General features: G+C 67.3%; 17 protein-coding genes and 3 tRNA genes. 15 read left to right on the top strand and 5 right to left on the bottom strand.

The annotated features are described in order from the left end of the window. Positions 1-23: 23 nt before the first annotated feature. Positions 24-1,094 (top strand): BMP family ABC transporter substrate-binding protein, encoded by a 1,071-nt coding sequence (locus tag GGR16_RS05460; RefSeq protein WP_183315923.1) that lies wholly within the window; start codon positions 24-26, stop codon positions 1,092-1,094. Positions 1,095-1,164: 70 nt separating this feature from the next. Here GGR16_RS05460 and GGR16_RS05465 read toward each other — a convergent pair whose 3' ends face one another. From GGR16_RS05465 to GGR16_RS05475, 3 genes are all read right to left on the bottom strand, one after another. Further along, complete coding sequence (locus GGR16_RS05465; protein ID WP_183315924.1) at positions 1,165-3,153, bottom strand: PhoX family protein; 1,989 nt, start codon at positions 3,151-3,153, stop codon at positions 1,165-1,167. Positions 3,154-3,397: 244 nt separating this feature from the next. Next, complete coding sequence (glnA, locus tag GGR16_RS05470; protein WP_026015324.1) at positions 3,398-4,807, bottom strand: type I glutamate--ammonia ligase; 1,410 nt, start codon at positions 4,805-4,807, stop codon at positions 3,398-3,400. 58 nt (positions 4,808-4,865) lie between these two features. Next, positions 4,866-5,204, bottom strand: coding sequence for a P-II family nitrogen regulator (locus tag GGR16_RS05475; RefSeq protein ID WP_019403288.1), 339 nt, complete (start codon positions 5,202-5,204; stop codon positions 4,866-4,868). Positions 5,205-5,409: 205 nt separating this feature from the next. Here GGR16_RS05475 and GGR16_RS05480 point away from each other — a divergent pair, with 205 nt between their 5' ends. Beyond that, entirely contained in the window at positions 5,410-6,897 is a 1,488-nt protein-coding gene (locus GGR16_RS05480; protein WP_183315925.1) for an NAD(P)H-hydrate dehydratase, read from the top strand. Positions 6,898-6,940: 43 nt separating this feature from the next. Here the strand turns inward: GGR16_RS05480 and GGR16_RS05485 are convergent, their stop codons facing one another. Continuing rightward, the gene (locus tag GGR16_RS05485) at positions 6,941-8,356 is read right to left on the bottom strand and encodes a multicopper oxidase family protein (RefSeq protein ID WP_183315926.1); all 1,416 of its coding nucleotides are present in this window, start codon (positions 8,354-8,356) and stop codon (positions 6,941-6,943) included. Between the two features lie 212 nt (positions 8,357-8,568). Here GGR16_RS05485 and GGR16_RS05490 point away from each other — a divergent pair. The 8 genes from GGR16_RS05490 (at position 8,569) to GGR16_RS05525 (ending at position 16,553) form a co-directional block, all read left to right on the top strand. After that, positions 8,569-8,654 (top strand) — tRNA-Leu (locus GGR16_RS05490). A 74-nt stretch (positions 8,655-8,728) separates the two neighbouring features. Continuing rightward, entirely contained in the window at positions 8,729-10,132 is a 1,404-nt protein-coding gene (gene tig, locus GGR16_RS05495) for a trigger factor (protein ID WP_019403285.1), read from the top strand. A gap of 85 nt (positions 10,133-10,217) precedes the next feature. Then, on the top strand, positions 10,218-10,841 hold the full coding sequence (locus GGR16_RS05500; RefSeq protein WP_019403284.1) for an ATP-dependent Clp protease proteolytic subunit: 624 nt from the start codon (positions 10,218-10,220) through the stop codon (positions 10,839-10,841). Positions 10,842-11,077: 236 nt separating this feature from the next. Next, positions 11,078-12,343 (top strand): ATP-dependent Clp protease ATP-binding subunit ClpX, encoded by a 1,266-nt coding sequence (gene clpX, locus GGR16_RS05505; protein WP_019403283.1) that lies wholly within the window; start codon positions 11,078-11,080, stop codon positions 12,341-12,343. A 248-nt stretch (positions 12,344-12,591) separates the two neighbouring features. After that, positions 12,592-15,021 (top strand): endopeptidase La, encoded by a 2,430-nt coding sequence (lon, locus tag GGR16_RS05510; RefSeq protein WP_019403282.1) that lies wholly within the window; start codon positions 12,592-12,594, stop codon positions 15,019-15,021. A 301-nt stretch (positions 15,022-15,322) separates the two neighbouring features. Beyond that, positions 15,323-15,601 (top strand): HU family DNA-binding protein, encoded by a 279-nt coding sequence (locus tag GGR16_RS05515; RefSeq protein WP_019403281.1) that lies wholly within the window; start codon positions 15,323-15,325, stop codon positions 15,599-15,601. A 122-nt stretch (positions 15,602-15,723) separates the two neighbouring features. Next, positions 15,724-15,799: transfer RNA gene (locus GGR16_RS05520), tRNA-Val, on the top strand. Positions 15,800-16,476: 677 nt separating this feature from the next. Then, positions 16,477-16,553, top strand: a tRNA-Asp gene (locus tag GGR16_RS05525). Between the two features lie 255 nt (positions 16,554-16,808). On the opposite strand, the gene GGR16_RS05530 is transcribed toward GGR16_RS05525, so the two are convergent. Continuing rightward, positions 16,809-17,051: a hypothetical protein gene (locus tag GGR16_RS05530; RefSeq protein WP_183315927.1), complete on the bottom strand. Its 243-nt coding sequence runs from the start codon at positions 17,049-17,051 to the stop codon at positions 16,809-16,811. A 235-nt stretch (positions 17,052-17,286) separates the two neighbouring features. On the opposite strand from GGR16_RS05530, the gene GGR16_RS05535 reads away from it, so the two are divergent. From GGR16_RS05535 to GGR16_RS05555, 5 genes are all read left to right on the top strand, one after another. Continuing rightward, entirely contained in the window at positions 17,287-18,210 is a 924-nt protein-coding gene (locus GGR16_RS05535) for a hypothetical protein (RefSeq protein WP_183315928.1), read from the top strand. A gap of 309 nt (positions 18,211-18,519) precedes the next feature. Continuing rightward, positions 18,520-19,311 (top strand): DUF1236 domain-containing protein, encoded by a 792-nt coding sequence (locus GGR16_RS05540; protein ID WP_019403277.1) that lies wholly within the window; start codon positions 18,520-18,522, stop codon positions 19,309-19,311. 355 nt (positions 19,312-19,666) lie between these two features. Further along, complete coding sequence (locus tag GGR16_RS05545; RefSeq protein ID WP_019403276.1) at positions 19,667-20,032, top strand: NADH-quinone oxidoreductase subunit A; 366 nt, start codon at positions 19,667-19,669, stop codon at positions 20,030-20,032. Beyond that, positions 20,023-20,607 carry a NuoB/complex I 20 kDa subunit family protein gene (locus GGR16_RS05550; protein ID WP_026015322.1) on the top strand — a complete coding sequence of 195 codons (585 nt, stop codon included), beginning with the start codon at positions 20,023-20,025 and terminating at the stop codon, positions 20,605-20,607. Before GGR16_RS05545 ends, GGR16_RS05550 begins: the two co-directional genes overlap by 10 nt. Positions 20,608-20,619: 12 nt before the next feature. Next, on the top strand, positions 20,620-21,222 hold the full coding sequence (locus GGR16_RS05555; RefSeq protein ID WP_183315929.1) for an NADH-quinone oxidoreductase subunit C: 603 nt from the start codon (positions 20,620-20,622) through the stop codon (positions 21,220-21,222). Positions 21,223-21,234: the final 12 nt, after the last annotated feature.

Consider the following 21,234-nt stretch of genomic DNA (forward strand, 5'->3'; position numbering starts at 1 on the left):
CATTCGAGTGACAGGGACCCACGATGAAGCGTCTATTCACCCATCTTCTGGCGACGGCGGCACTGGCGCTCGTCGCCGGTTCCGCCAGCGCGCAGGACAAGCTCAAGGTCGGCTTCATCTATGTGGGGCCGGTCGGTGATCACGGCTGGAGCTACCAGCACGATGTCGGCCGCAAGGCCATCGAGGAAGCGCTCGGCGACAAGGTCGAGACGAGCTACGTCGAGAGCGTGCCGGAGGCCGATTCCGAGCGCGCCATCGAGCAGCTCGCCCGCACCGGCCACAAGCTCATCTTCACCACCTCCTTCGGCTTCATGGAGCCGACGCTGAAGGTGGCCAGGAAATATCCGGACGTGAAGTTCGAGCACGCCACCGGCATCAAGCGCGCCGACAACGTCTCCACCTATGCGGCGAAGTTCCACGAGGGCCGCTACGTCATCGGCCAGATCGCGGCCAAGATGTCGAAGACCGGCGTCATCGGCTATGTCGGCGCCTATCCGATCCCCGAGGTCGTCTCCGGCATCAATGCCTATTTCCTCGGCGCCCAGTCGGTGCGGCCGGACATCAAGATCAAGGTGGTCTGGGCCAATTCCTGGTACGACCCGGGCAAGGAGGCCGATGCCGCCAAGGCGCTGCTCGACCAGGGCGTCGACGTGATGGCCCAGCACACCGACAGCCCGGCGCCCCTGCAGGCGGCCGAGGCGCGCGGCCTCTTCGGCTTCGGCCAGGCGTCGGACATGATCCGCTTCGCGCCCAAGACGCAGCTGACCGCCATCGTCGACAACTGGAACGACTATTACGTCGCCCGCACCAAGGCCGTGCTCGACGGCACCTGGAAGTCCGAGGACACCTGGGGCGGCCTCGACAGCGGCATGGTGAAGATGGCGCCCTACACCAACATGCCGGACGACGTGAAGAAGATGGCCGAGGAGACGGAGGAGGCGATCCGCACCGGCAAGCTCAACCCCTTCAAGTGCCCCGTCCTCAAGCAGGACGGCAGCGAGGTGGAATGCCAGGGCGGTACGGCTTTGTCCGACGAGCAGGTGCTCGGCATGAACTTCTACGTCAAGGGTATCGAGGACAAGCTGCCCCAGTAAGCGGCGGCACCGTCTCCACGAGGAACGGCCGGCGCGGTTGCGCCGGCCGTTCGCGTTTGTAACGGAGGAATCAGCCGGCGATCTTGCCGCCGCCCTGCTTCGTGATGGCGACGATCGACGGGCGCGGCGGCATGCCGTCCTCGAAATCCGGCCAGCGCGTCGCCGGATCGTCGAAGGTCGAGATGCGGCCGAAGGCCGACCAGTCCTTGCCGTCGTCGCCGGGGTGCTGCACGGCGACGAAGAAGGTGGTGAGGTCCGGCGTCGGCATGGGGCCGCAGAGCTCGGCGCCGGCCGGGCAGCGGAAGAACAGCTTGGAGGTGCCGCGCGCCGCGCCTTCCGTGTCGACGGCGAAGAGCCCGTCGGCGCGGCCGGTGCTCTTCTCCGACATGCCGTCGGTCGACACCCACAGGCGCCCCTCGCTGTCGATGGCGCAGTTGTCCGGCATGCCGAACCAGCCGTCCTTGCTCGTCGCCGAGGAGAAGGTGGCGCCGACGTCGGCGATCGACGGATCGCCGCATTTGACGAGGATTTCCCAGGTGAACTTGCGCGCCGCGTGGTCGCCGCCCTCCGGCAGCATCTCGATGATGTGGCCGAACTCGTTGTTGGCGCGCGGGTTGGCGGCGTCGACCTGCTCGGTCTTGCGGCTCGTGTTGTTGGTCAGGATCACGTAGACCTTGTCGGTCTGCGGGTTGGCCTCGACGTCCTCCGGCCGGTCCATCTTGGTGGCGCCGAGGAGGTCGGCGGCGCGGCGCGCCTCGATGACGACATCCGCCTGGCTGGCAAAGCCGTTCGCCGCCGTCAGCGGCCCTTCGCCGAAGACGAGCGGCAGCCATTCGCCGGTGCCGTCGGCGTCATAGCGGGCGACATGGAGCGTGCCCCTGTCGAGCAGGTCCATGTTGGCGGCGCGGTCGGCCGGATCGACCCGGCCTTCGGTGACGAACTTGTAGACGTAGTCGAAGCGCTCGTCGTCGCCCTGGTAGACGACGAAGCGTCCGTCCTTGTTGACGATGTTCGCCGCGCCCTCGTGCTTGAAGCGGCCCATGGCCGTGCGCTTCTTCGGCACCGAGGTGGGGTCGAGCGGGTCGATCTCCACCACCCAGCCGAAGCGGTTCGATTCGTTCGGCTCCTTGGCGAGGTCGAAGCGGTCGTAGTGCTGGCCCCAGTTGTAGGAATTGCCGGGCACGCCGTAGCGCTTCAGCGCCGCCTCCTCGGGGTGGCCGTCGGCCTTGCCCCAGAAGTAGCCGTTGAAGTTCTCCTCGCACGTCAGCCAGGTGCCCCAGGGCGTGATGCCGCCGGCGCAGTTGTTGAGCATGCCGCGCACCCTGCGCCCCTCGGCATCGTAGGAGGTCTTCATGCGCTCGGCGCCGGCGGCGGGGCCGGTGATCTCCATCTCCGTCTCGGCGGTGATGCGGCGCGCATATTTCGAATCCGGCACCACCTGCCACTTGCCGTCCACCTTGCGGACCTCGATGACCGAGCCGCCGTGCGCCATCATCTCGATGTCGACGAGCGCCTTCGTCATGTCCTTGAAACGGACGTCCTTGGTGTGCTGGGGCGGGATGCCCGGGAACATCAGCTCCTCGTTGGTGTATTCGTGGTTCACGACGAGGAGGCCGTGCGCCGACGGGTCGGCGGCGTCGGGCAGGGGGATGTAGCCGAGGAAGTCGTTGTTGTAGCCGAACTGCCCGGCCTGCGCCTCGGCGCTCTGGCTCTTCGGATCGAACGCCGGCGCGCCGGGCAGCACGGGGTCGCCCCAGCGGATGAGGATGTCGGCGTCATAGCCCTCGGCGACATGGTGCCGCTCGTCGACACCCGCCGCCGGCTCCTTGAAGCGGAAGGCCGAGGCGTCGGTCTCGGCGCGCGCCTTTTCGGCCGTGGCGAGCGCCAGCGGCGAGACGGTGGCCGAAATGGCGGTGACGGCCAGCGCCCCGCGCATCAGGTCGCGGCGGCTGAAGCGCCGGGCGATGATCTCGCCCATGCTGGGATTGTCGCTCGTGTTGCGGCCGAGGTTCTCTGATTCCTCGTAAGCCTGGGAGCGGGTCAGCTCAGCGTCGGTCATCCTGGGATCCCCCGATGGAAAATCAGCCGCTCACAGTTAGGGCCGGGGCATGTCCGACGGATGACACTACGTCCCGCGATCCACTGTAACCGATGACGCCCGCAGACGACGTTTCTCCATCGGCCATGGCGCCTGCGAGACCGAGGCCACGGTGGAGAAGGACCCTGAAACGAAACAGCCGGGGCCCGAAGACCCCGGCTGCCGTATTCCGGTGCGGGCGGCCGGAAGGGCCCCCCGCGCTGCATCAGACCGAGTAGTACATGTCGAACTCGACCGGGTGCGGCGTGTGCTCGAAGCGGATGACGTCCTGCATCTTGAGTTCGATATAGGCGTCGATGAAGTCGTCGCTGAACACGCCGCCGGCCTTGAGGAAGGCGCGGTCCTTGTCGAGGGACTGCAGGGCCTCGCGCAGGCTGGCGCAGACGGTCGGGATCTTCTTCAGCTCGCGCGGCGGCAGGTCGTAGAGGTCCTTGTCCATCGCCGAGCCGGGGTCGATCTTGTTCAGGATGCCGTCGAGGCCGGCCATGAGCAGGGCCGCGAAGCCGAGGTAGGGGTTCGCCGTCGGGTCGGGGAAACGCACCTCGACGCGCTTGGCCTTCGGCGAGTTCGTCCACGGAATGCGGCAGGAGGCCGAGCGGTTGCGCGAGGAATAGGCGAGCAGCACCGGCGCCTCGAAGCCCGGGACCAGACGCTTGTAGGAGTTGGTCGACGGGTTGGTGAAGGCGTTGATGGCCTTGGCGTGCTTGATGATGCCGCCGATGTACCACAGGCATTCCTGGCTGAGGTCGGCATATTTGTTGCCGGCGAACAGCGGCTTGCCGCCCTTCCAGATCGACTGGTGCACGTGCATGCCCGAGCCGTTGTCGCCGTAGACCGGCTTCGGCATGAAGGTGGCCGACTTGCCGTAGCTCTGGGCGACGTTGTGGATGCAGTACTTGTAGACCTGCATCTGGTCGGCCATCAGCGTCAGCGTGTCGAACTTCATGCCGAGTTCGTGCTGGGCCGAGGCCACCTCATGGTGGTGCTTCTCGACCTTGACGCCCATGGCAGCCATGGCCGCGAGCATCTCGCCGCGCATGTCCTGGCCGGCATCGAGCGGCGGGACCGGGAAGTAGCCGCCCTTGGTCGGGATGCGGTGGCCGAGGTTGCCGCCCTCGTAGTCCGTGTCGCCGTTGATCGGCAGCTCGGCCGCATCGAGCTTGAAGCCCGTGTTGTAGGGGGTGGCCATGAACTTGACGTCGTCGAAGACGAAGAACTCGGCTTCGGGGCCGACGTAGATGGTGTCACCGAGGCCAGTCGACTGCAGGAAGGCCTCGGCCTTCTTGGCGATGCCGCGCGGGTCGCGGTTGTAGGCCTCGCCCGTGGTCGGCTCGAGAACGTCGCAGACGATGGAGAGCGTCGCGGCCGAGAAGAACGGGTCGACGGTGGCGGTGGCCGGGTCCGGCATGAGCAGCATGTCGGATTCGTTGATGGCCTTCCAGCCGGCGATCGAAGAGCCGTCGAACATCGTGCCTTCGGCGAAGATTTCTTCGTCGATCATCGACACATCGAAGGTGACGTGCTGCCACTTGCCACGCGGATCGGTAAAGCGGAAGTCGACATACTTGATGTCTTCGTCCTTGATCAGCTTGAGCACGTCCTTAGCGCTCTTCATCATTATCATCCTCTAGTGGAACTGGCCGTCAGCGGCCCGTGGGGTGGCGTAGGTTGGATCAAATCGCGTCCGTGCCGGTCTCGCCGGTGCGGATGCGGATGACCTCCTCGACCGTGGATACAAAAATCTTGCCATCTCCGATCCGGCCCGTCTGGGCCGCCTTGCGGATGGCCTCGACCGCCCGGTCGACCATCTCGTCGGCAAGCACGATCTCGATCTTCACCTTGGGCAGGAAGTCGACGACGTATTCGGCGCCGCGGTAGAGCTCGGTATGGCCCTTCTGGCGGCCGAAACCCTTGGCTTCGATGACGGTGATACCCTGCAGGCCGACGTCCTGAAGCGCCTCCTTCACCTCGTCGAGCTTGAAGGGTTTGATGATCGCTTCGATCTTCTTCATGCCGTGCAGCCTCCGCAGGATCAGTCAGTGCAAACAGCTCGTGTGGCTCTTACCATCAAAGCCGATCGGCCTGCCACGGGGAATTGGCCGTTCCCTGCCGCGCAATGTTGCAGCCGGACGACATTTGGAGGCTAAAAATTGTGCAGATGCTACTTTTTTCATCGACTCCCGCGAGGGGGCTGCCATCGCGGCGGCAGGATGCCCGATGCTTGAGCTGTTGACCTGCGCCGAGATGGCTGCGGCGGATGGGCGCACCATCGCGGGTGGTACGCCGGGCATCGTGCTGATGGAGCGGGCCGGGCAGGCCGTGGCCGAGCGGGTGCTCGCGCGGGCCGCAGGGCCGCGGCGCATCGCCGTCCTGTGCGGCCCCGGCAACAATGGCGGCGACGGCTTCGTCGTCGCGCGCCTGCTCGCGGCGGCCGGCCATGACGTCGCCGTCCACGCCCTCGTGCCGCCGGACCGGCTGACGGGAGACGCCGCCGAGGCGGCCCGCGGCTGGGAAGGCGAGATCCTGCCGCTCGCAGGCTGGCGCGCCGACGGTGTCGACATCGTCGTCGACGCCATGTTCGGCGCCGGGCTCGCCCGCGACATCGCCGCACCGCTTGACGCGGTGATCGCGGCGGTGAATGCCGCCGGCGCCCATGTCGTCGCGGTCGACGTCCCCTCCGGCATCGACGGCGACACCGGCGCCGTGCGGGGCTGCGCCATCCAGGCGGACGAGACGGTGACCTTTGCCCGGCGCAAGCCCGGCCATCTGCTGATGCCGGGACGCGGACATTGCGGCCCTGTCCATGTTGCGGACATCGGCATCACCGATGCGACGGTGGCGGGGCTCGATGTGCGGACGGCCGCGAACGCTCCCGGCCTTTGGCGGGGTGAACTGCCGCGCCCGGATGCGGCGGGCCATAAATACAAGCGCGGCCATCTCGTCGTCGCCTCCGGCGGGCCGGCGCGGACGGGGGCTGCGCGTCTCGCCGCGCGGGCCGGCCTGAGGGCCGGGGCGGGGCTCGTGACGGTCGCCTCGCCGCCGTCGGCCGTCGCCGTCAATGCGGCGCAACTGACCGCCGTCATGGTGCGCGCCGTCGACGGGGCGGAAGGGCTCGCCGACCTGCTGAGCGATGCGCGCTTCTCGGCGCTCGTTCTCGGGCCGGCGCTGGGCATCGGCGAGGAGACGCGCCGCATGGTCGAGGTGGCCGCCGCCGCGCGCCGGCACCTCGTGCTCGATGCGGATGCGCTGACGAGCTTTTCGAATAATCTCGCCGGTCTGTGGCAGGTGGTGACCTCCGCCGCGCCGGCCGGCATCGTGCTGACCCCGCACGAGGGCGAGTTCGCCCGGCTCTTCGGCGAGGCCGAGGGCGTCGCGCAGGCGCGGTCCAAGCTGGAGCGGGCCCGTGCCGCCGCCGCCGCGAGCGGGGCCGTCGTCGTGCTCAAGGGCCCCGATACGGTGATCGCCGCGCCGGACGGACGCGCCGCCATCAACGAGAACGCCCCGCCGTGGCTGGCGACGGCCGGGACGGGCGACGTGCTCGCCGGCATCATCGGCGGCCTCATGGCCCAGGAGATGCCGGCCTTCGCGGCCGCCTGCGCCGGCGTGTGGATGCACGGAGCTGCGGCCACCGCCTTCGGGCCGGGCCTCATCGCCGAGGACCTGCCGGAGATGCTGCCGCAGGTGTGGCGGACGCTGCTGGATTAGCCTTCGTTTTCAGCGGGAAGGGCCGGCTTTTTGAGTTGCCGCCTCACGTCACCTCATACCAGGTGGCGAGGCCGGCCGGCAGCCGGTCGAGGATGGCCGAGCCGATCAGCCAGCGGCCGGGATTGTCGGCGACGAAGGCGATCCGCACCGTGCGCCCGGGCGGCACGGCGAAGGTGTCGAGCCAGTAGGGCTCCCAGCCGTCGTCGAGCGGATGCAGCAGCCGCACATGATGCCCGTGGATGTGCAGGGCCTGCACGAAGGCGGTCTCGTTGGTGAAGGCCAGCACGGCCGGCCTGCCGCGCGGCACGCGCAGCAGCGGCTCGCGCTGGTCGGTGAAGGCGGCGCCGTTGACCTGCCAGAGGCGCGTGACATCGGCATCGGTCGCGGGCCGGGCCGGGTCGAGGCCGCCGCTGATCACCGCCTCGGCGCGCAGGGCGGCGGCAAGGTCGATGGCGGCCGGCAGGTCCGGCGCCGGCAGCGCCGGCCGTGGCGCATCGGCATGCGGCGATGGGGCACGGGTCGCCGCGAAGGTGACGAGCGGCACCGCCGACGTGCCGAACAGGCCGCTGACGGCGGCGCCTTCGCCTGGCGTGACGACGACGTCGAGCCGGGCGCCGGGCAGCAGCGTCAGCGTCGCGCGGGCTGGGGCGAAGGGCTCCGTGGCGATGCTGTCGACGGCGATGACCTCCGCCTCCATGGCGTCGAAGCGCAGGGTGAAGATGCGCGCGTTCGCGGCATTGACGAGGCGCAGCCGCGCCCTGCCGCGCTGCGGCAGCGTCACCGCCTGCGGCGGCGTCACGCCGTTCACCGTCAGCCAGTTGCCGAGCCGGCCGGCAAAGCCTGCGTCCTCCGCCGTGCCGAAGCTCGCCCGCAGGGCGCCGCTCTCCTCGAGCGCCCAGTCCGACAGGACGACGGTCACGTCCTCGTCCACGGCGATCAGTTCCGTCTCAGGGACCACGAGCGTGCCGTAGAGCCCGCGGGCGGACTGCTCGGCGGCATGGGCGAGGGTGGCCGGGCGCAGGAGAAATGTGCCCGGCCGGGCGGGCGTCAGGGTGAGGGTGCGCTCGGCGCCGGGCGGGACCGCATCCCCTGCGAGCGGCGCTGCCCCGTCGAGCGCATTGTCGACCCTCAGGCCGAGGATATGCATCGAGACCGGCTGCGGCAGACCGTTGGTGAGGCGCAGCGCCAGGGGCTCGCCGAGGGGCGCGCGCAGCCGTGCCCCTGCGGCATCGCCGGTGAAGCTCCACAGGTCCGCGGCTCCCGCGGCGGAGGGGTTGAGCTCGACCGTCGCCGGCGCGGCGGCAAGGCGGGCGCCGCCTCCGGCAGCGGGCTGGGCGCAGGCCCTGCGCGCGGTGCCCGCGAGCAGCGCAAGGCCGCCGAGCCCCTTCACGAATGTGCGACGGGCCATGCCCACGGCAGGGGGGAGGGAGGAGATCGTCTTTTCGTCGAATTGCGCCATGGAGACCGTCGCCGCGTCGGGAGGCTCAGATCTAGCGCGAAGCGGTGTCCGGAACGAGGGAGCGGCGGCACTTTTTCGCTCCCTTCGCGCGGCTCCGCCGGAGTGCAGGGCACAAAAGGCGGCGCGCGTCATTTTTTTGCTGCATCACGCTTCTGTCATGATATAGAGCCCCGTCCCGGAAGGGGTCTTGCCCGCAAGGCGAGGCTCCGGTTGCGGGCGTGGCGGAATTGGTAGACGCGCTGGATTTAGGTTCCAGTGACGACAAGTCGTGGGGGTTCGAGGCCCTCCGCCCGCACCATGCGCCTTGGTGAGGTTCGGCGCGGCCGACCCTTGTGAATGATCATTCAGAGCGAACGGAATAGAGCTGTAAAGATGCAGGCGACGCAAACCCTGTCCGAGGGGCTCAAACGCGAGTTCAAGGTGGTCGTGCCGGCCGCCGATCTGGAAACGAAGCTCACGGGCGAGCTGGCCGGACTGAAAGATCGTGTCCGCATCAACGGCTTCCGCCCGGGCAAGGTGCCGCTGACGCACCTGCGCCGGCTCTATGGCCGTGCCGTGATGGCGGATGTGGTGCAGAGCGCCGTCAACGACGCCAACCGCCAGATCGTCGAGGAGCATTCGCTCAAGCTCGCCCAGGAGCCTCAGGTCACGTTCCCCGAGAACAAGGACGAGATCGAGGCCGTGATGGAGGCGAAGGCGGATCTTGCCTTCACCGTCGCGCTCGAGGTCCTGCCGCAGATCGAGATCAAGGACTTCTCCGGCATCGAGCTGACCAAGGAGGTCGCCGAGATCGGCGACGCCGAGGTCGACGAGGCGCTGGAGCGGATGGCCAAGCAGAACCGCAGCTTCTCCTCGAAGGACGGCGCCGCGGAGACGGGCGACCGCCTGACGGTCGACTTCGTCGGCACCATCGACGGTGAGGCCTTCGAGGGCGGCACCGCCGAGGACATCAAGGTCGAGATCGGCTCGAACTCCTTCATCCCGGGCTTCGAGGAGCAGCTCGTCGGCGCCAAGGCCGGCGAAGACCGCACCGTCGACGTCTCCTTCCCCGAGAACTACCTGGCGCCGAACCTCGCCGGCAAGGCCGCGTCCTTCGCCGTGAAGGTCAAGGACGTCGAGGCTCCCGACGCGCTCAAGATCGACGACGAGCTCGCCAAGGGCTTCGGCATGGAGTCGCTCGACAAGCTCAAGGACGCCGTGCGCGAGGCCATCGGGCGCGACTTCGCCGCCCAGTCCCGGCGCAAGCTGAAGCGCATCCTGCTCGACGCCCTCGACGAGCAGTACACCTTCGACCTGCCGCCGAGCCTCGTCGAGCAGGAATTCGCCGGCGTGTGGAACCAGGTCGAAGCCGAGATGAAGCAGTCCGGCAAGACCTTCGCCGACGAGGACACGACCGAGGAGGAGGCGCGCGCCGAATATCGCCGCATCGCCGAGCGTCGCGTGCGACTCGGTCTGGTCCTTGCGGAAATCGGCGAGAAGGCCGATGTAAAGATCACGGACGACGAGGTGACCCAGGCTGTCATCGAGCGCGCCCGCCAGTTCCCCGGCCAGGAGAAGGCCGTGTGGGACTACTATCGCAAGAACCCGCAGGCGCTCGCCGAGATCCGCGCCCCGATCTTCGAGGAGAAGGTGGTCGACCACCTCCTCGGCCAGGTCAAGGTGACGGAGAAGGCGGTGTCGCGCGAGGCTCTGTTCTCGGACGACGAGGACGGCGAGGCTGGCGCGGACGAGGGCAAGAAGGCCAAGAAGGCCTCCAAGTCCAAGAAAAAGGCGTAACAGGCTATCCTGCGGGCGATTCGCTGCAGGATCGCCCGCAGGGTCGGTTCACGGCCGCGGGCATTCGGAACCGACGAGGAAGACGATGAGGGATCCGTTAGAGGTCTATAACAACACGCTCGTGCCGATGGTGGTGGAGCAGTCCAACCGCGGCGAGCGTGCGTTCGATATCTATTCCCGCCTCCTGCGCGAGCGAATCATCTTCCTCACCGGCCCGGTGGAGGATTACTCGGCCTCGCTCATCGTGGCGCAGCTGCTGTTCCTCGAGGCGGAGAACCCGAAGAAGGAAATCTCCTTCTACATCAACTCCCCGGGCGGGGTGGTGACGTCGGGACTGTCCATCTACGACACGATGCAGTTCATCCGTTGTCCCGTTTCGACCCTGTGCATCGGCCAGGCGGCCTCCATGGGCTCGCTCCTTCTCGCTGCGGGCGAGGCCGGACAGCGTTTCGCACTGCCGAATGCGCGCATCATGGTGCACCAGCCGTCGGGCGGCTTCCAGGGCCAGGCGACGGACATTCTCATCCACGCGCGCGAGATCGAGGCGCTGAAGCGCCGCCTCAACGAGATCTACGTGAAGCACACGGGCAAGGATCTCGTCTCCATCGAGCAGGCTCTGGAGCGCGATTTCTTCATGACCGCCGATGCGGCCCGCGACTTCGGCCTCATCGACCAGGTGCTGGCGACGCGCCCGGAGGTGGCGGCCTGATCGAGGTTGTCCCCAAGGGCGGGGCGGGGGACGGGCGCCGGCTCCGGCGTGCCGTCCCATTTCTGTTGATCGGCATGCGGCACCATGTTTGCATGGTAGCCGTCATCGAATGAATCGGCGCGCTGGCGCCGGGCGAAGATCGCGGAATTACCCTTTCTTAGATCGACGCCTATATGAAGATGTGATGACGCTCGTACCGCGTGGTGCGGCACGGGCGGATCGAGCGGAGACGGACCATGAGCAAGACCAGCGGTGGCGACGCCAAGAGCACGCTCTACTGCTCATTCTGCGGCAAGAGCCAGCACGAGGTCCGCAAGCTCATCGCTGGACCGACCGTGTTCATCTGCGACGAGTGTGTGGAACTGTGCATGGACATCATCCGCGAGGAATCCAAGTCCTCGCTGGTGAAATCCCGCGACGGCGTGCCGACGCCGAAGGAGATCAGCAAGGTCCTCGACGATTACGTGATCGGCCAGGACCATGCCAAGAAGGTGCTCTCCGTCGCGGTGCACAACCACTACAAGCGCCTCGCGCATGCGACGAAGCACAACGACGTCGAACTGGCGAAGTCGAACATCCTGCTCGTCGGGCCGACCGGCTCGGGCAAGACGCTGCTCGCCCAGACGCTGGCGCGCATCCTCGACGTGCCGTTCACGATGGCGGATGCGACCACCCTGACGGAGGCCGGCTACGTCGGCGAGGATGTCGAGAACATCATTCTCAAGCTGCTTCAGGCCTCGGACTACAACGTCGAGCGCGCCCAGCGCGGCATCGTCTACATCGACGAGATCGACAAGATCTCGCGCAAGTCCGACAATCCCTCGATCACCCGCGACGTGTCGGGCGAGGGCGTGCAGCAGGCGCTCCTGAAGATCATGGAGGGCACGGTGGCCTCGGTGCCGCCCCAGGGCGGGCGCAAGCATCCGCAGCAGGAGTTCCTGCAGGTCGACACCACCAACATCCTCTTCATCTGCGGCGGCGCCTTCGCCGGGCTCGAGCGTATCATCAGCGCCCGCGGCAAGGGCACCTCGATCGGCTTCGGCGCGACCGTGCAGGCCCCGGACGACCGGCGCACGGGCGAGATCTTCCGTGAGGTCGAGCCGGAGGATCTGCTGAAGTTCGGCCTCATCCCCGAGTTCGTCGGCCGCCTGCCGGTCATCGCGACGCTGGAGGATCTCGACGAGGCCGCCCTGACGACGATCCTCAAGGAGCCGAAGAACGCGCTGGTCAAGCAGTACCAGCGGCTCTTCGACATGGAGAACGTCGAGCTCACCTTCTCGGACGAGGCGCTCGGGCTCATCGCCCGCAAGGCGATCGAGCGCAAGACCGGCGCTCGCGGCCTGAGGTCCATCATGGAGGGCATCCTGCTCGACACCATGTATGACCTGCCCGGCCTCGAGGGCGTGGAGCAGATCGTCATCAGCCCGGAGGTGGTCGAGGGCAAGGCCAAGCCCTTGTTCATCTACGCGGATCGACAGGCGGAAACGAGCGCCAGCGCCTGACACGCGCTCGCTCGCCGGTTGCACGGAGCAGGGCCGATCACCGTTTTGCGAGCAGGCCCTGCGTCCTTTCTTGAAACACACGGCACGGGACGCCACCTAACGCCCAACACCCGGTGCCGGCATGCTCTTGAAAGAGGTGCCGGCAAGGTGTGTCGGGGCAGCCGCCGCGGCGGTGAGCGCGCCCGACAATCCGTCCGCTGTCGGCCCATCGGGGCGGGGGCGGGCGCAATGGAAAGGAACTGAGGGCTATGACCAATTCCAAGCCCCGCCAGCCGGCCATTCCGGGCACTGTTGCCGTTTATCCGGTCTTGCCCCTGCGCGATATCGTCGTCTTCCCGCACATGATCGTGCCGCTCTTCGTCGGCCGCGAGAAGTCGATCCGCGCGCTCGAGGAAGTGGTCAAGAACGACGGGCACATCCTGCTCGCGACGCAGATCAACGCCTCTGACGACGACCCGGCGACGGACGCAATCTACCAGGTCGGCACCGTGGCGAGCGTGCTGCAGCTCCTCAAGCTGCCCGACGGCACCGTGAAGGTCCTCGTCGAGGGTGCCGGCCGCGCCAAGGTGCGCCAGTACACCCGCAGCGACGACTACTACGAGGCCGAGGCCGAGGTGCTGGCCGAATCCGCCGGCAATGCGGTGGAGACGGAGGCGCTCGCCCGCTCCGTGGTCTCGGAGTTCGAGAACTACGTCAAGCTGAACAAGAAGGTTTCGCCCGAGGTCGTCTCCGCGGTGACGCAGATCGACGATCCCTCGAAGCTCGCCGACACGGTCGCCTCGCACCTCGCCGTCAAGATCGCCGACAAGCAGGCGATCCTCGAGACGACGTCGGTCGCAGAGCGGCTCGAGAAGGCCCTCGGCCTGATGGAGAGCGAGATCTCCGTCCTGCAGGTGGAAAAGCGCATCCGCACGCGCGTCAAGCGCCAGATGGAGAAGACCCAGCGCGAGTACTACCTCAACGAGCAGATGAAGGCGATCCAGAAGGAGCTCGGCGACGAGGATGGTCGCGACGAGCTCGCCGAGCTGGAGGAGCGCATCGAGAAGACGAAGCTGACCAAGGAGGCGCGCGAGAAGGCGCAGGGCGAGCTGAAGAAGCTGCGCCAGATGTCTCCCATGTCGGCCGAGGCGACGGTGGTGCGCAACTACCTCGACTGGCTGCTCGGCATCCCGTGGGGCAAGCGCTCGCGCGTCAAGAAGGACCTGAACCTTGCCCAGGAGGTGCTGGACACCGACCACTTCGGCCTCGACAAGGTCAAGGAGCGCATCGTCGAGTATCTCGCCGTTCAGCAGCGCGCCAACAAGCTGACGGGCCCGATCCTGTGCCTCGTCGGCCCTCCCGGCGTCGGCAAGACCTCGCTCGGCAAGTCCATCGCCAAGGCGACGGGGCGCGAGTTCGTGCGCATGTCGCTCGGCGGCGTGCGTGACGAGGCCGAGATCCGCGGTCACCGGCGCACCTACATCGGCTCGCTGCCCGGCAAGATCATCCAGTCGATGCGCAAGGCCAAGACGTCCAATCCGCTCATCCTGCTCGACGAGATCGACAAGCTGGGCATGGACTTCCGCGGCGATCCGGCCTCGGCTCTGCTCGAGGTGCTGGATCCTGAGCAGAACTCGTCCTTCAACGATCATTACCTCGAGGTCGACTACGACCTGTCGAACGTGATGTTCGTGACGACGGCGAACACGCTCAATATCCCGCCGGCCCTGCTCGACCGTATGGAGGTGATCCGCATCGCCGGCTACACGGAAGAGGAGAAGGCGGAGATCGCCCGGCGGCATCTCATTCCCAACGCCGTCGGCAAGCATGGCCTGCAGCCGAAGGAATGGGAGGTCGACGACGCCGGCCTGCTCACCCTGGTTCGCCGCTACACGCGCGAGGCGGGCGTGCGCAATCTCGAGCGTGAGATCGCCAACCTGATCCGCAAGGCGGTGAAGGAGATCATCCTCACCAAGAAGAAGAAGATCACCGTCACGGCCGACAACATCTCCGACTACCTCGGCGCGCCGAAGTTCCGCTACGGCGAGATCGAGGCGGAGGACCAGGTGGGCACGGTCACGGGCCTCGCCTGGACGGAGGTCGGCGGCGAGCTCCTGACGATCGAAGGCATCATGATGCCCGGCAAGGGCAAGATGACCGTCACCGGCAACCTGCGGGACGTGATGAAGGAATCGATCTCCGCGGCGGCGTCCTACGTCCGCTCGCGTGCGGTCGACTTCGGCATCGAGCCCCCGCTGTTCGAGCGGCGTGACATCCACGTGCACGTTCCCGAGGGGGCGACCCCGAAGGACGGTCCGTCGGCCGGCATCGCCATGGCGACCGCCATCGTCTCGACGCTCACGGGCATCCCGGTGCGCCGCGACGTCGCCATGACGGGTGAGGTCACCCTGCGCGGACGGGTGCTGCCGATCGGCGGCCTCAAGGAGAAGCTCCTCGCCGCCTTGCGCGGCGGCATCAAGAAGGTGCTGATCCCCGAGGACAACGCCAAGGATCTGGCGGACATCCCGGCTTCGGTGAAGAACGGCCTCGAGATCGTCCCCGTGTCGCGCATGGAGCAGGTGCTCGGCCATGCCCTGGTGCGCCAGCCCGAGGCGATCGTCTGGGACGAGGAGGCCGCCTCCAGGAAGGCTGCGGTCGCCGCCGGTGACGAGGACGGCACGGGTCTCGTCGCTCACTGAACGGGACCTCGACGACTGAAATGAAGGAGGCGGGACCAGCGGTCCCGCCTTTTTCGTTGAGGAGCCGCGATTCGCTTGCAGGCCAAGGGAAACGCCGCATCGGACCTTCCGGGCCGAATTTGGGCACCTTCAGCGCCCGATAAGGATGCTTTTTTGTGGTTTTGCGGCCTGTAACCGTTGCATTTCTTGGGATTCTGCGGCATCGGGGTTGAGCGTGCCGCCGCTGTTGCGGGCGGGCGTGTCCGCGCCATGTGGCGCATTCGGTTCGCAGCTGTGACGGCGCGAATGTAAGGAGGACAACATGAACAAAGGTGAACTCGTCTCGGCCGTCGCCGAGAAGGCGGGCCTCACGAAGACCCAGGCCACCGAGGCGATCGACGCGGCGATTGACGCCATCACGGGCGCTCTGAAGAAGGGCGACGAAGTGAAGCTGGTCGGGTTCGGCACCTTTGCGGTCGCCGATCGTGCGGCTGGCACGGCGCGCAATCCGCGTACGGGCGAGACGATCCCCGTGCCGGCGTCCAAGGCGCCCAAGTTCAAGGCCGGCGCTGCCCTCAAGGACGCTGTCAACGGCAAGTGATGTTGCGGGGCGAGCCGATCGCCCGAGGCTGCTCCGCCGTTCGCGATCGCGGATGGGTCCAGAGCCCTTGCGGCAGGCGCGGCTCGCCCCTAAACACTAAGGTTCCAGGACGCCGCAGTCATGGGCGGTTAGCTCAGTCGGTAGAGCATCTCGTTTACACCGAGAGGGTCGGCGGTTCGAGCCCGTCACCGCCCACCATTCAGGTCTCCGGACCCTTCGTCCCGTCCGTCCGCCGGAAGACCGTCCGTCCCGGATCGTGCCACGGGCCATCTGTGATTTCTCCAGTCGGTCGGGGCGTTGAATATGGGGCACACCACCCCATATCCCTTACGCGGTGTTTTGTGACCTCCGCGGCGAGCCCTGATCGCATCCACGCCCCCCAGGATTGCGGTCGGGGCTTCGCTATGTCTGCGCCCCGCGCGACGCGCCCCGGCCGGCTCGGCCGCTTCCTCCCTGTCCGTTCCTGATCCGCTTGCTGCCTCAGGTGACGATTCCGCTCACCGCGATTCGTCGGCCATGGCTGCCGGCGACACGGTGCTCCCCGTCCTGCATTTGGTTTGCAGGGGAGGGGCTGCACGGGCGCGAAAAACGATCAACGTCGCGCGTCGCCGGCGCCGTTCCGGCAGCGGCTGCGACGTCGGTGTGCGGGTGCGCCGGCCGTCCTGCCGTGATTCATGCCGGGAAAACTCCGGCGTGAATCACCTGATCGCGCCGCTTCCAGCGAAGAGCGGTTGCGGCGACGGCCGGCCTTATCGCTGTCCACAGGCGCGAGCGGCTGTTCCGAAGGGTTTTCATGAGGATGGGGCCAAGGCGCTTGACAGGGCGGGATGGGGGTCTTAATTCAGCGCCACCACAGCGAACGAAGCGTTCGCCGCGGGGGTGTAGCTCAGTTGGTTAGAGCGCCGGCCTGTCACGCCGGAGGCCGCGGGTTCGAGCCCCGTCACTCCCGCCACTTTCTTTCCCTGAAAATCAAAGCCTCGAGATCCGGACGCCGAACCGCGTCATCCGTGAGATCGCGGCGGGCGGCACCTGGCACCAGCGTGCATGTTTTGTCCGTAGCCGGTGTCGACCGGTCGACGCCCGCGCCTGTCTGCCTGTCTGCGCGGCTCCCGCCGATCGCGGATGGCAGGAAGCCCAACCCCTCCCGTTTCCGCGCAGTTCACCGCCCGGCTTCCTCGCCGGGCGGTTGCCTCTTTCGTCGATGGCCTCAGGGCGTCGTGATGAGCTTGTAGCCGCGGCCGTTCATGCAGCTGTGCATCGTCTTGCCGGCATCGCTGCTCGCCAGGGCCCGCTGGCGGCATTCCGTCAGGACCCTGTTGGCGCGGCGTTCGTCCGAACTCCCGGGCTGGATGACGCGCCCGTCGCTGCGAACCCAGACTTGCCGCTGGGCAGCTGTCGTATTGCATGCGCCAAGTGCAATGACGCCGAGCAGGACGAAAAATCGAAGCATGAAAACCTCCCTAGCTGTAATCGGACTCCGCTTCAGTCGCCGAAAAGCACTTGCGACCTTGGCAGGAGGTATTTCCTATCATGTTTTGATATGATAGCCTTGTCTACGTTTCCGATGACGTAAAGTTGGCAATCGATTACTAAATTCGATTGTCATAAAAATTTATAACAATTTTATATGTCGCGGAAGCGAGAGGGAAGACTGCGGCTTCGGCTGCGCAACATGGGGCGTTGACATGATGCATGCCAATTCGATGAAGCAGCGGCAGCTGCTGATCGCAGCGAGTATTGCTACCCTCATGGCTTTTGCTGTCCCGGCAAATGCACAAGACTTGGGAGGCTTGGGAGATGCTCTCGGTGGAGCGGTTGGCGGACTGGGTGACGCCGTCGGCGGCGTCGGCGACGCGCTCGGTGGCTCTCTCGGCGGTGCGGTGAGCGGCGTCGGTGATGCCGTCAGCGGCCTCGGCGATGCGCTGGGTGGCACCTCGGGCGGCACGTCCGGGGGCTCGCTCGGTGGTGCCGTCGGCGGTCTCGGCAATTCCGTCGGGGATGCGCTCGGCGGCGTCGGCGGGTCCCTGGGCGGCGTGGATGTCGGTCTCGGCGCCAGCGTCGGCAGCGTTGCCAGTGTCGGGGCTGGTGCGAGCCTCGATGACGGCGGCCTCAATGCCGGTATCGGGCTCGGGATTCTCGGGCTCACCACGGCGGGCGTCGGCGTTTCCGCCACGCCGGATGACGGGATCAATGCCGGCATCGGCGTGAACGCGCTCGGCACCAATGGCCTCAATGCCGGTGCGGGGGCCAGCCTTGCTTCATCGAGTGGCGTCAATGCTGGCGTCGGCGTTGGCATCGGCGGCACCAGCGGCATCAACGTCGGGCTCAATATCGGCCTCGGCGGCGGAGGCCCCGGCGGGCCGGGCGGCCCCGGTGGTCCGGGTGGCCCTGGCGGCCCTGGCGGTCCGGGAGGTCCTGGTGGTCCCGGCGGACCCGGTGTGGGTGGGCCCGGTGTCGGCGGTCCCGCCGGCAGTGTCTCGGCAGCCATGTCCGGGATGAGCCAGCAGCAGGTCGCGGCGCTGAAGAAGCGCTGCTCCAGCATTCTCTCGTCCTATGCGGAGTTCGACGACGAACTCGTCAACCTGTGCAAGGTGCTTCAGCGCATCTGACGCATGGCGAAGGAATGGCGAAGGACAGGCGCGGGCCGCTGGGCCCGCGCAACGGCCGGGGCCGGCTCCAGGGCCGGCTCCGGTGGATGACTTCTCCTGTCGGAATTCCGGGGCTTCGGGCATCCTGCCCGGCTGTTCCGTCCCTCTTGCCCCCGCCTCGCTTCCGAGGCGGGTTTTTTGCGCGCCGCCTGCGACCGGCCTCGTCGCGACCGCCGCGTTCCTGACCCCGTGGCGCCACCTTTCCGGCCAATTGAAACAATTTTAGCGGCCTGTCGTTCGACGGGAGGGCTCAAGACATGGAGAAGACCCATGCGAAAAGTTCTCCTGACCACCGTGGCCGCGCTCGCCCTGGGCCTCGGCCCGGTCTATGCGCAGGCGCAGCGGCCGCTGCCGGAAGGGGGCGGCGATACGGGTTCGCCCCAGTCCGGACCCGGCACCGGCGGATCGGGCGGCACCGTCGCGCCCGGCGGCTCCGGCGCCTCGGGGCCTGCGATGAAACGCCAGCCCGGCGCGGGCTCGGTCCAGCCTCCTTCCGCGGCCGGTGAGGGCGTGCGCGGCGAGGCACAGGAGCGGCGGCAGGGTGCCCCGCGAATGGAAGGGCAGCGTACACCGGGTGCCGGCGAGCAGCCGAGCCGGGCCGAGCGTCAGCAGCGCCCGGGTTCGGCGCAGGGCGGCGTGCAGATGGACGAGCAGGATCGGGCGCGGCAAGGCGCCGATATCAAGCAGCGCGACGACACGCGCGGCGCCGTCCGCGAGCGCGGGACGACGGATGCGCCTTCGGGCAGCGCCGGCACGCGCGGCAGCGACACCGACGTGGATACCACCGGTAGCGTCGGCACCAATGTCGAGATCAGTACCGAGCACCGGCGGACGATCCGCGAAACCATCACCAGCGAGCGTGTCGAGCCCGTGCGGGACGTGAACTTCACGATCTCGGTCGGCCAGGCGATCCCGCGGACCGTGGAACTGCATCCCCTGCCGCCACGTGTGGTGGAGATCGTCCCGCAGTACCGCGAGTACGTCTATTTCGTGCTGGCGGATGGCCGGATCGTCATCGTCGATCCCCGGTCCTATGAGATCGTCTACATCGTGACCGCCTGACCCGGTGTGTCGATCGTGTACGACGCCCGCCCGGCATGCCGGGCGGGCGCCGTGCCGAAATGTCCCATCCGCACGGGCGGTCAAGCGAGGATCAGGCGGATCGCAGGGGCGGCGGTTGCGTGAGCGTTGCGTCGCGGTGCCGAAAGCCGGGAACATGGCTGCTATGCGGCACCGCAGCACTTGCGCCCGCGGAGCGCCTGCGATAAGCCTCGGCCGCAAATGCGAAACGGTCCAAGGTAGCGGATTGCAGGCGTTTTTCGCCGCTCCGCCTCGCTCGGGCCGGCTTCGTGCTGAGCGAGAAATCCGTCCAAGAGCCCGCCGTCCCGGCGACGGGCCACGATACCGCGGGTGCCGGATGCAGAGCCTTCTTGCCGACTATCTGCCGCTCGTCATCTTCATCGGTGTGTCGCTGGTGATCGGGGTGGCGCTGCTTGTGTCGCCGTTCATCGTGGCATATTCGCGGCCTGACGCCGAGAAGCTGTCGGCCTACGAGTGCGGCTTCAACGCCTTCGACGACGCGCGCATGAAGTTCGATGTGCGATTCTACCTCGTCGCCATCCTCTTCATCATCTTCGACCTCGAGGTCGCCTTCCTCTTTCCGTGGGCCGTGGCCTTCGGCGACCTCGGCTGGTTCGGCTTCTGGTCCATGATGCTGTTCCTCGGCGTCCTGACCGTCGGCTTTATCTACGAGTGGAGAAAGGGAGCCCTCGAATGGGATTGATCGGCGAAGCGAGCGGCCCGGCCGTCGCGCCGGCGGCCAGGGGCATCATCGACCCGCGTACGGGCAAGCCCGTGGGCTCGGATGATTCCTTCTTCCTCGGCCTCAACGACGAGCTGGCGGACAAGGGTTTCCTCGTCACCTCGACGGACGAGCTCATCCAGTGGGCCCGCACCGGCTCGCTGATGTGGATGACCTTCGGCCTTGCCTGCTGCGCCGTGGAGATGATGCAGCTGTCGATGCCGCGCTACGACGTCGAGCGCTTCGGCTTCGCTCCGCGCGCCAGCCCGCGCCAGTCGGACGTGATGATCGTCGCCGGCACGCTCACCAACAAGATGGCGCCCGCCCTGCGCAAGGTCTACGACCAGATGCCGGAGCCGCGCTACGTCATCTCGATGGGCTCGTGCGCCAACGGCGGCGGCTACTACCATTATTCCTATTCGGTCGTGCGCGGTTGCGACCGGGTGGTGCCGGTCGACATCTATGTCCCGGGCTGCCCGCCGACCGCCGAAGCGCTGCTCTACGGCGTCCTTCTTCTGCAGAAGAAGATCCGCCGCACCGGCACCATCGAGCGCTGAGGGGGGAAGGCGATGAGCGTCAACCTGACCGAGCTCGGTGAACATATCCTCGCATCGCTGCCGGGTGCGGCGAAGGCGGCGGGCGTCGGCTTCGACGAACTGACGATCTACGCCGAGGCGGGTGAGATCGTCCGCGTGCTGACCTTCCTGCGCGACGACGCGCGCTGCCGCTTCGTCAACTTCACGGACCTGTGCGGCGTCGACTATCCGGTGCGCGAGAAACGCTTCGACGTCGTCTACCACCTCCTGTCGCCGCACCATAACACCCGCATCCGCGTGAAGGTGGAGGCCGACGAGGCGACGCCCGTGCCCTCCGCCATCGGCGTCTTCCCGGCCGCCAACTGGTTCGAGCGCGAGGCCTACGACCTCTACGGCATCCTGTTCTCCGGCCATCCGGACCTGCGCCGCATCCTCACCGACTACGGCTTCGAGGGCCATCCGCTGCGCAAGGACTTTCCGCTCACCGGCTTCGTCGAGGTGCGCTACGACGACGAGGAGAAGCGGGTGGTCTACGAGCCGGTGCGGCTCAACCAGGAATTCCGCAACTTCGACTTTCTCTCGCCGTGGGAGGGCACCGACTACGTGCTGCCCGGCGACGAGAAGGCCAAGGGGTGACGGCAATGGTCA

The sequence above is a fragment of the Chelatococcus caeni genome (genome assembly GCF_014196925.1).
GTDB classification, from domain to species: Bacteria; Pseudomonadota; Alphaproteobacteria; order Rhizobiales; family Beijerinckiaceae; genus Chelatococcus_A; species Chelatococcus_A caeni.

Coding starts and splice junctions, on each gene's coding strand:
- GGR16_RS05460 (WP_183315923.1), top strand. CDS start 24: ATGAAGCGTCTATTCACCCATCTTCTGGCGACGGCGGCACTGGCGCTC.
- lon (WP_019403282.1), top strand. CDS start 12,592: ATGACCAATTCCAAGCCCCGCCAGCCGGCCATTCCGGGCACTGTTGCC.
- GGR16_RS05545 (WP_019403276.1), top strand. CDS start 19,667: ATGCAGAGCCTTCTTGCCGACTATCTGCCGCTCGTCATCTTCATCGGT.
- GGR16_RS05515 (WP_019403281.1), top strand. CDS start 15,323: ATGAACAAAGGTGAACTCGTCTCGGCCGTCGCCGAGAAGGCGGGCCTC.
- clpX (WP_019403283.1), top strand. CDS start 11,078: ATGAGCAAGACCAGCGGTGGCGACGCCAAGAGCACGCTCTACTGCTCA.
- GGR16_RS05485 (WP_183315926.1), bottom strand. CDS start 8,356: ATGGCGCAATTCGACGAAAAGACGATCTCCTCCCTCCCCCCTGCCGTG.
- GGR16_RS05540 (WP_019403277.1), top strand. CDS start 18,520: ATGCGAAAAGTTCTCCTGACCACCGTGGCCGCGCTCGCCCTGGGCCTC.
- GGR16_RS05530 (WP_183315927.1), bottom strand. CDS start 17,051: ATGCTTCGATTTTTCGTCCTGCTCGGCGTCATTGCACTTGGCGCATGC.
- GGR16_RS05535 (WP_183315928.1), top strand. CDS start 17,287: ATGATGCATGCCAATTCGATGAAGCAGCGGCAGCTGCTGATCGCAGCG.
- GGR16_RS05555 (WP_183315929.1), top strand. CDS start 20,620: ATGAGCGTCAACCTGACCGAGCTCGGTGAACATATCCTCGCATCGCTG.
- GGR16_RS05475 (WP_019403288.1), bottom strand. CDS start 5,204: ATGAAGAAGATCGAAGCGATCATCAAACCCTTCAAGCTCGACGAGGTG.
- GGR16_RS05465 (WP_183315924.1), bottom strand. CDS start 3,153: ATGACCGACGCTGAGCTGACCCGCTCCCAGGCTTACGAGGAATCAGAG.
- GGR16_RS05480 (WP_183315925.1), top strand. CDS start 5,410: ATGCTTGAGCTGTTGACCTGCGCCGAGATGGCTGCGGCGGATGGGCGC.
- GGR16_RS05550 (WP_026015322.1), top strand. CDS start 20,023: ATGGGATTGATCGGCGAAGCGAGCGGCCCGGCCGTCGCGCCGGCGGCC.
- glnA (WP_026015324.1), bottom strand. CDS start 4,807: ATGAAGAGCGCTAAGGACGTGCTCAAGCTGATCAAGGACGAAGACATC.
- tig (WP_019403285.1), top strand. CDS start 8,729: ATGCAGGCGACGCAAACCCTGTCCGAGGGGCTCAAACGCGAGTTCAAG.
- GGR16_RS05500 (WP_019403284.1), top strand. CDS start 10,218: ATGAGGGATCCGTTAGAGGTCTATAACAACACGCTCGTGCCGATGGTG.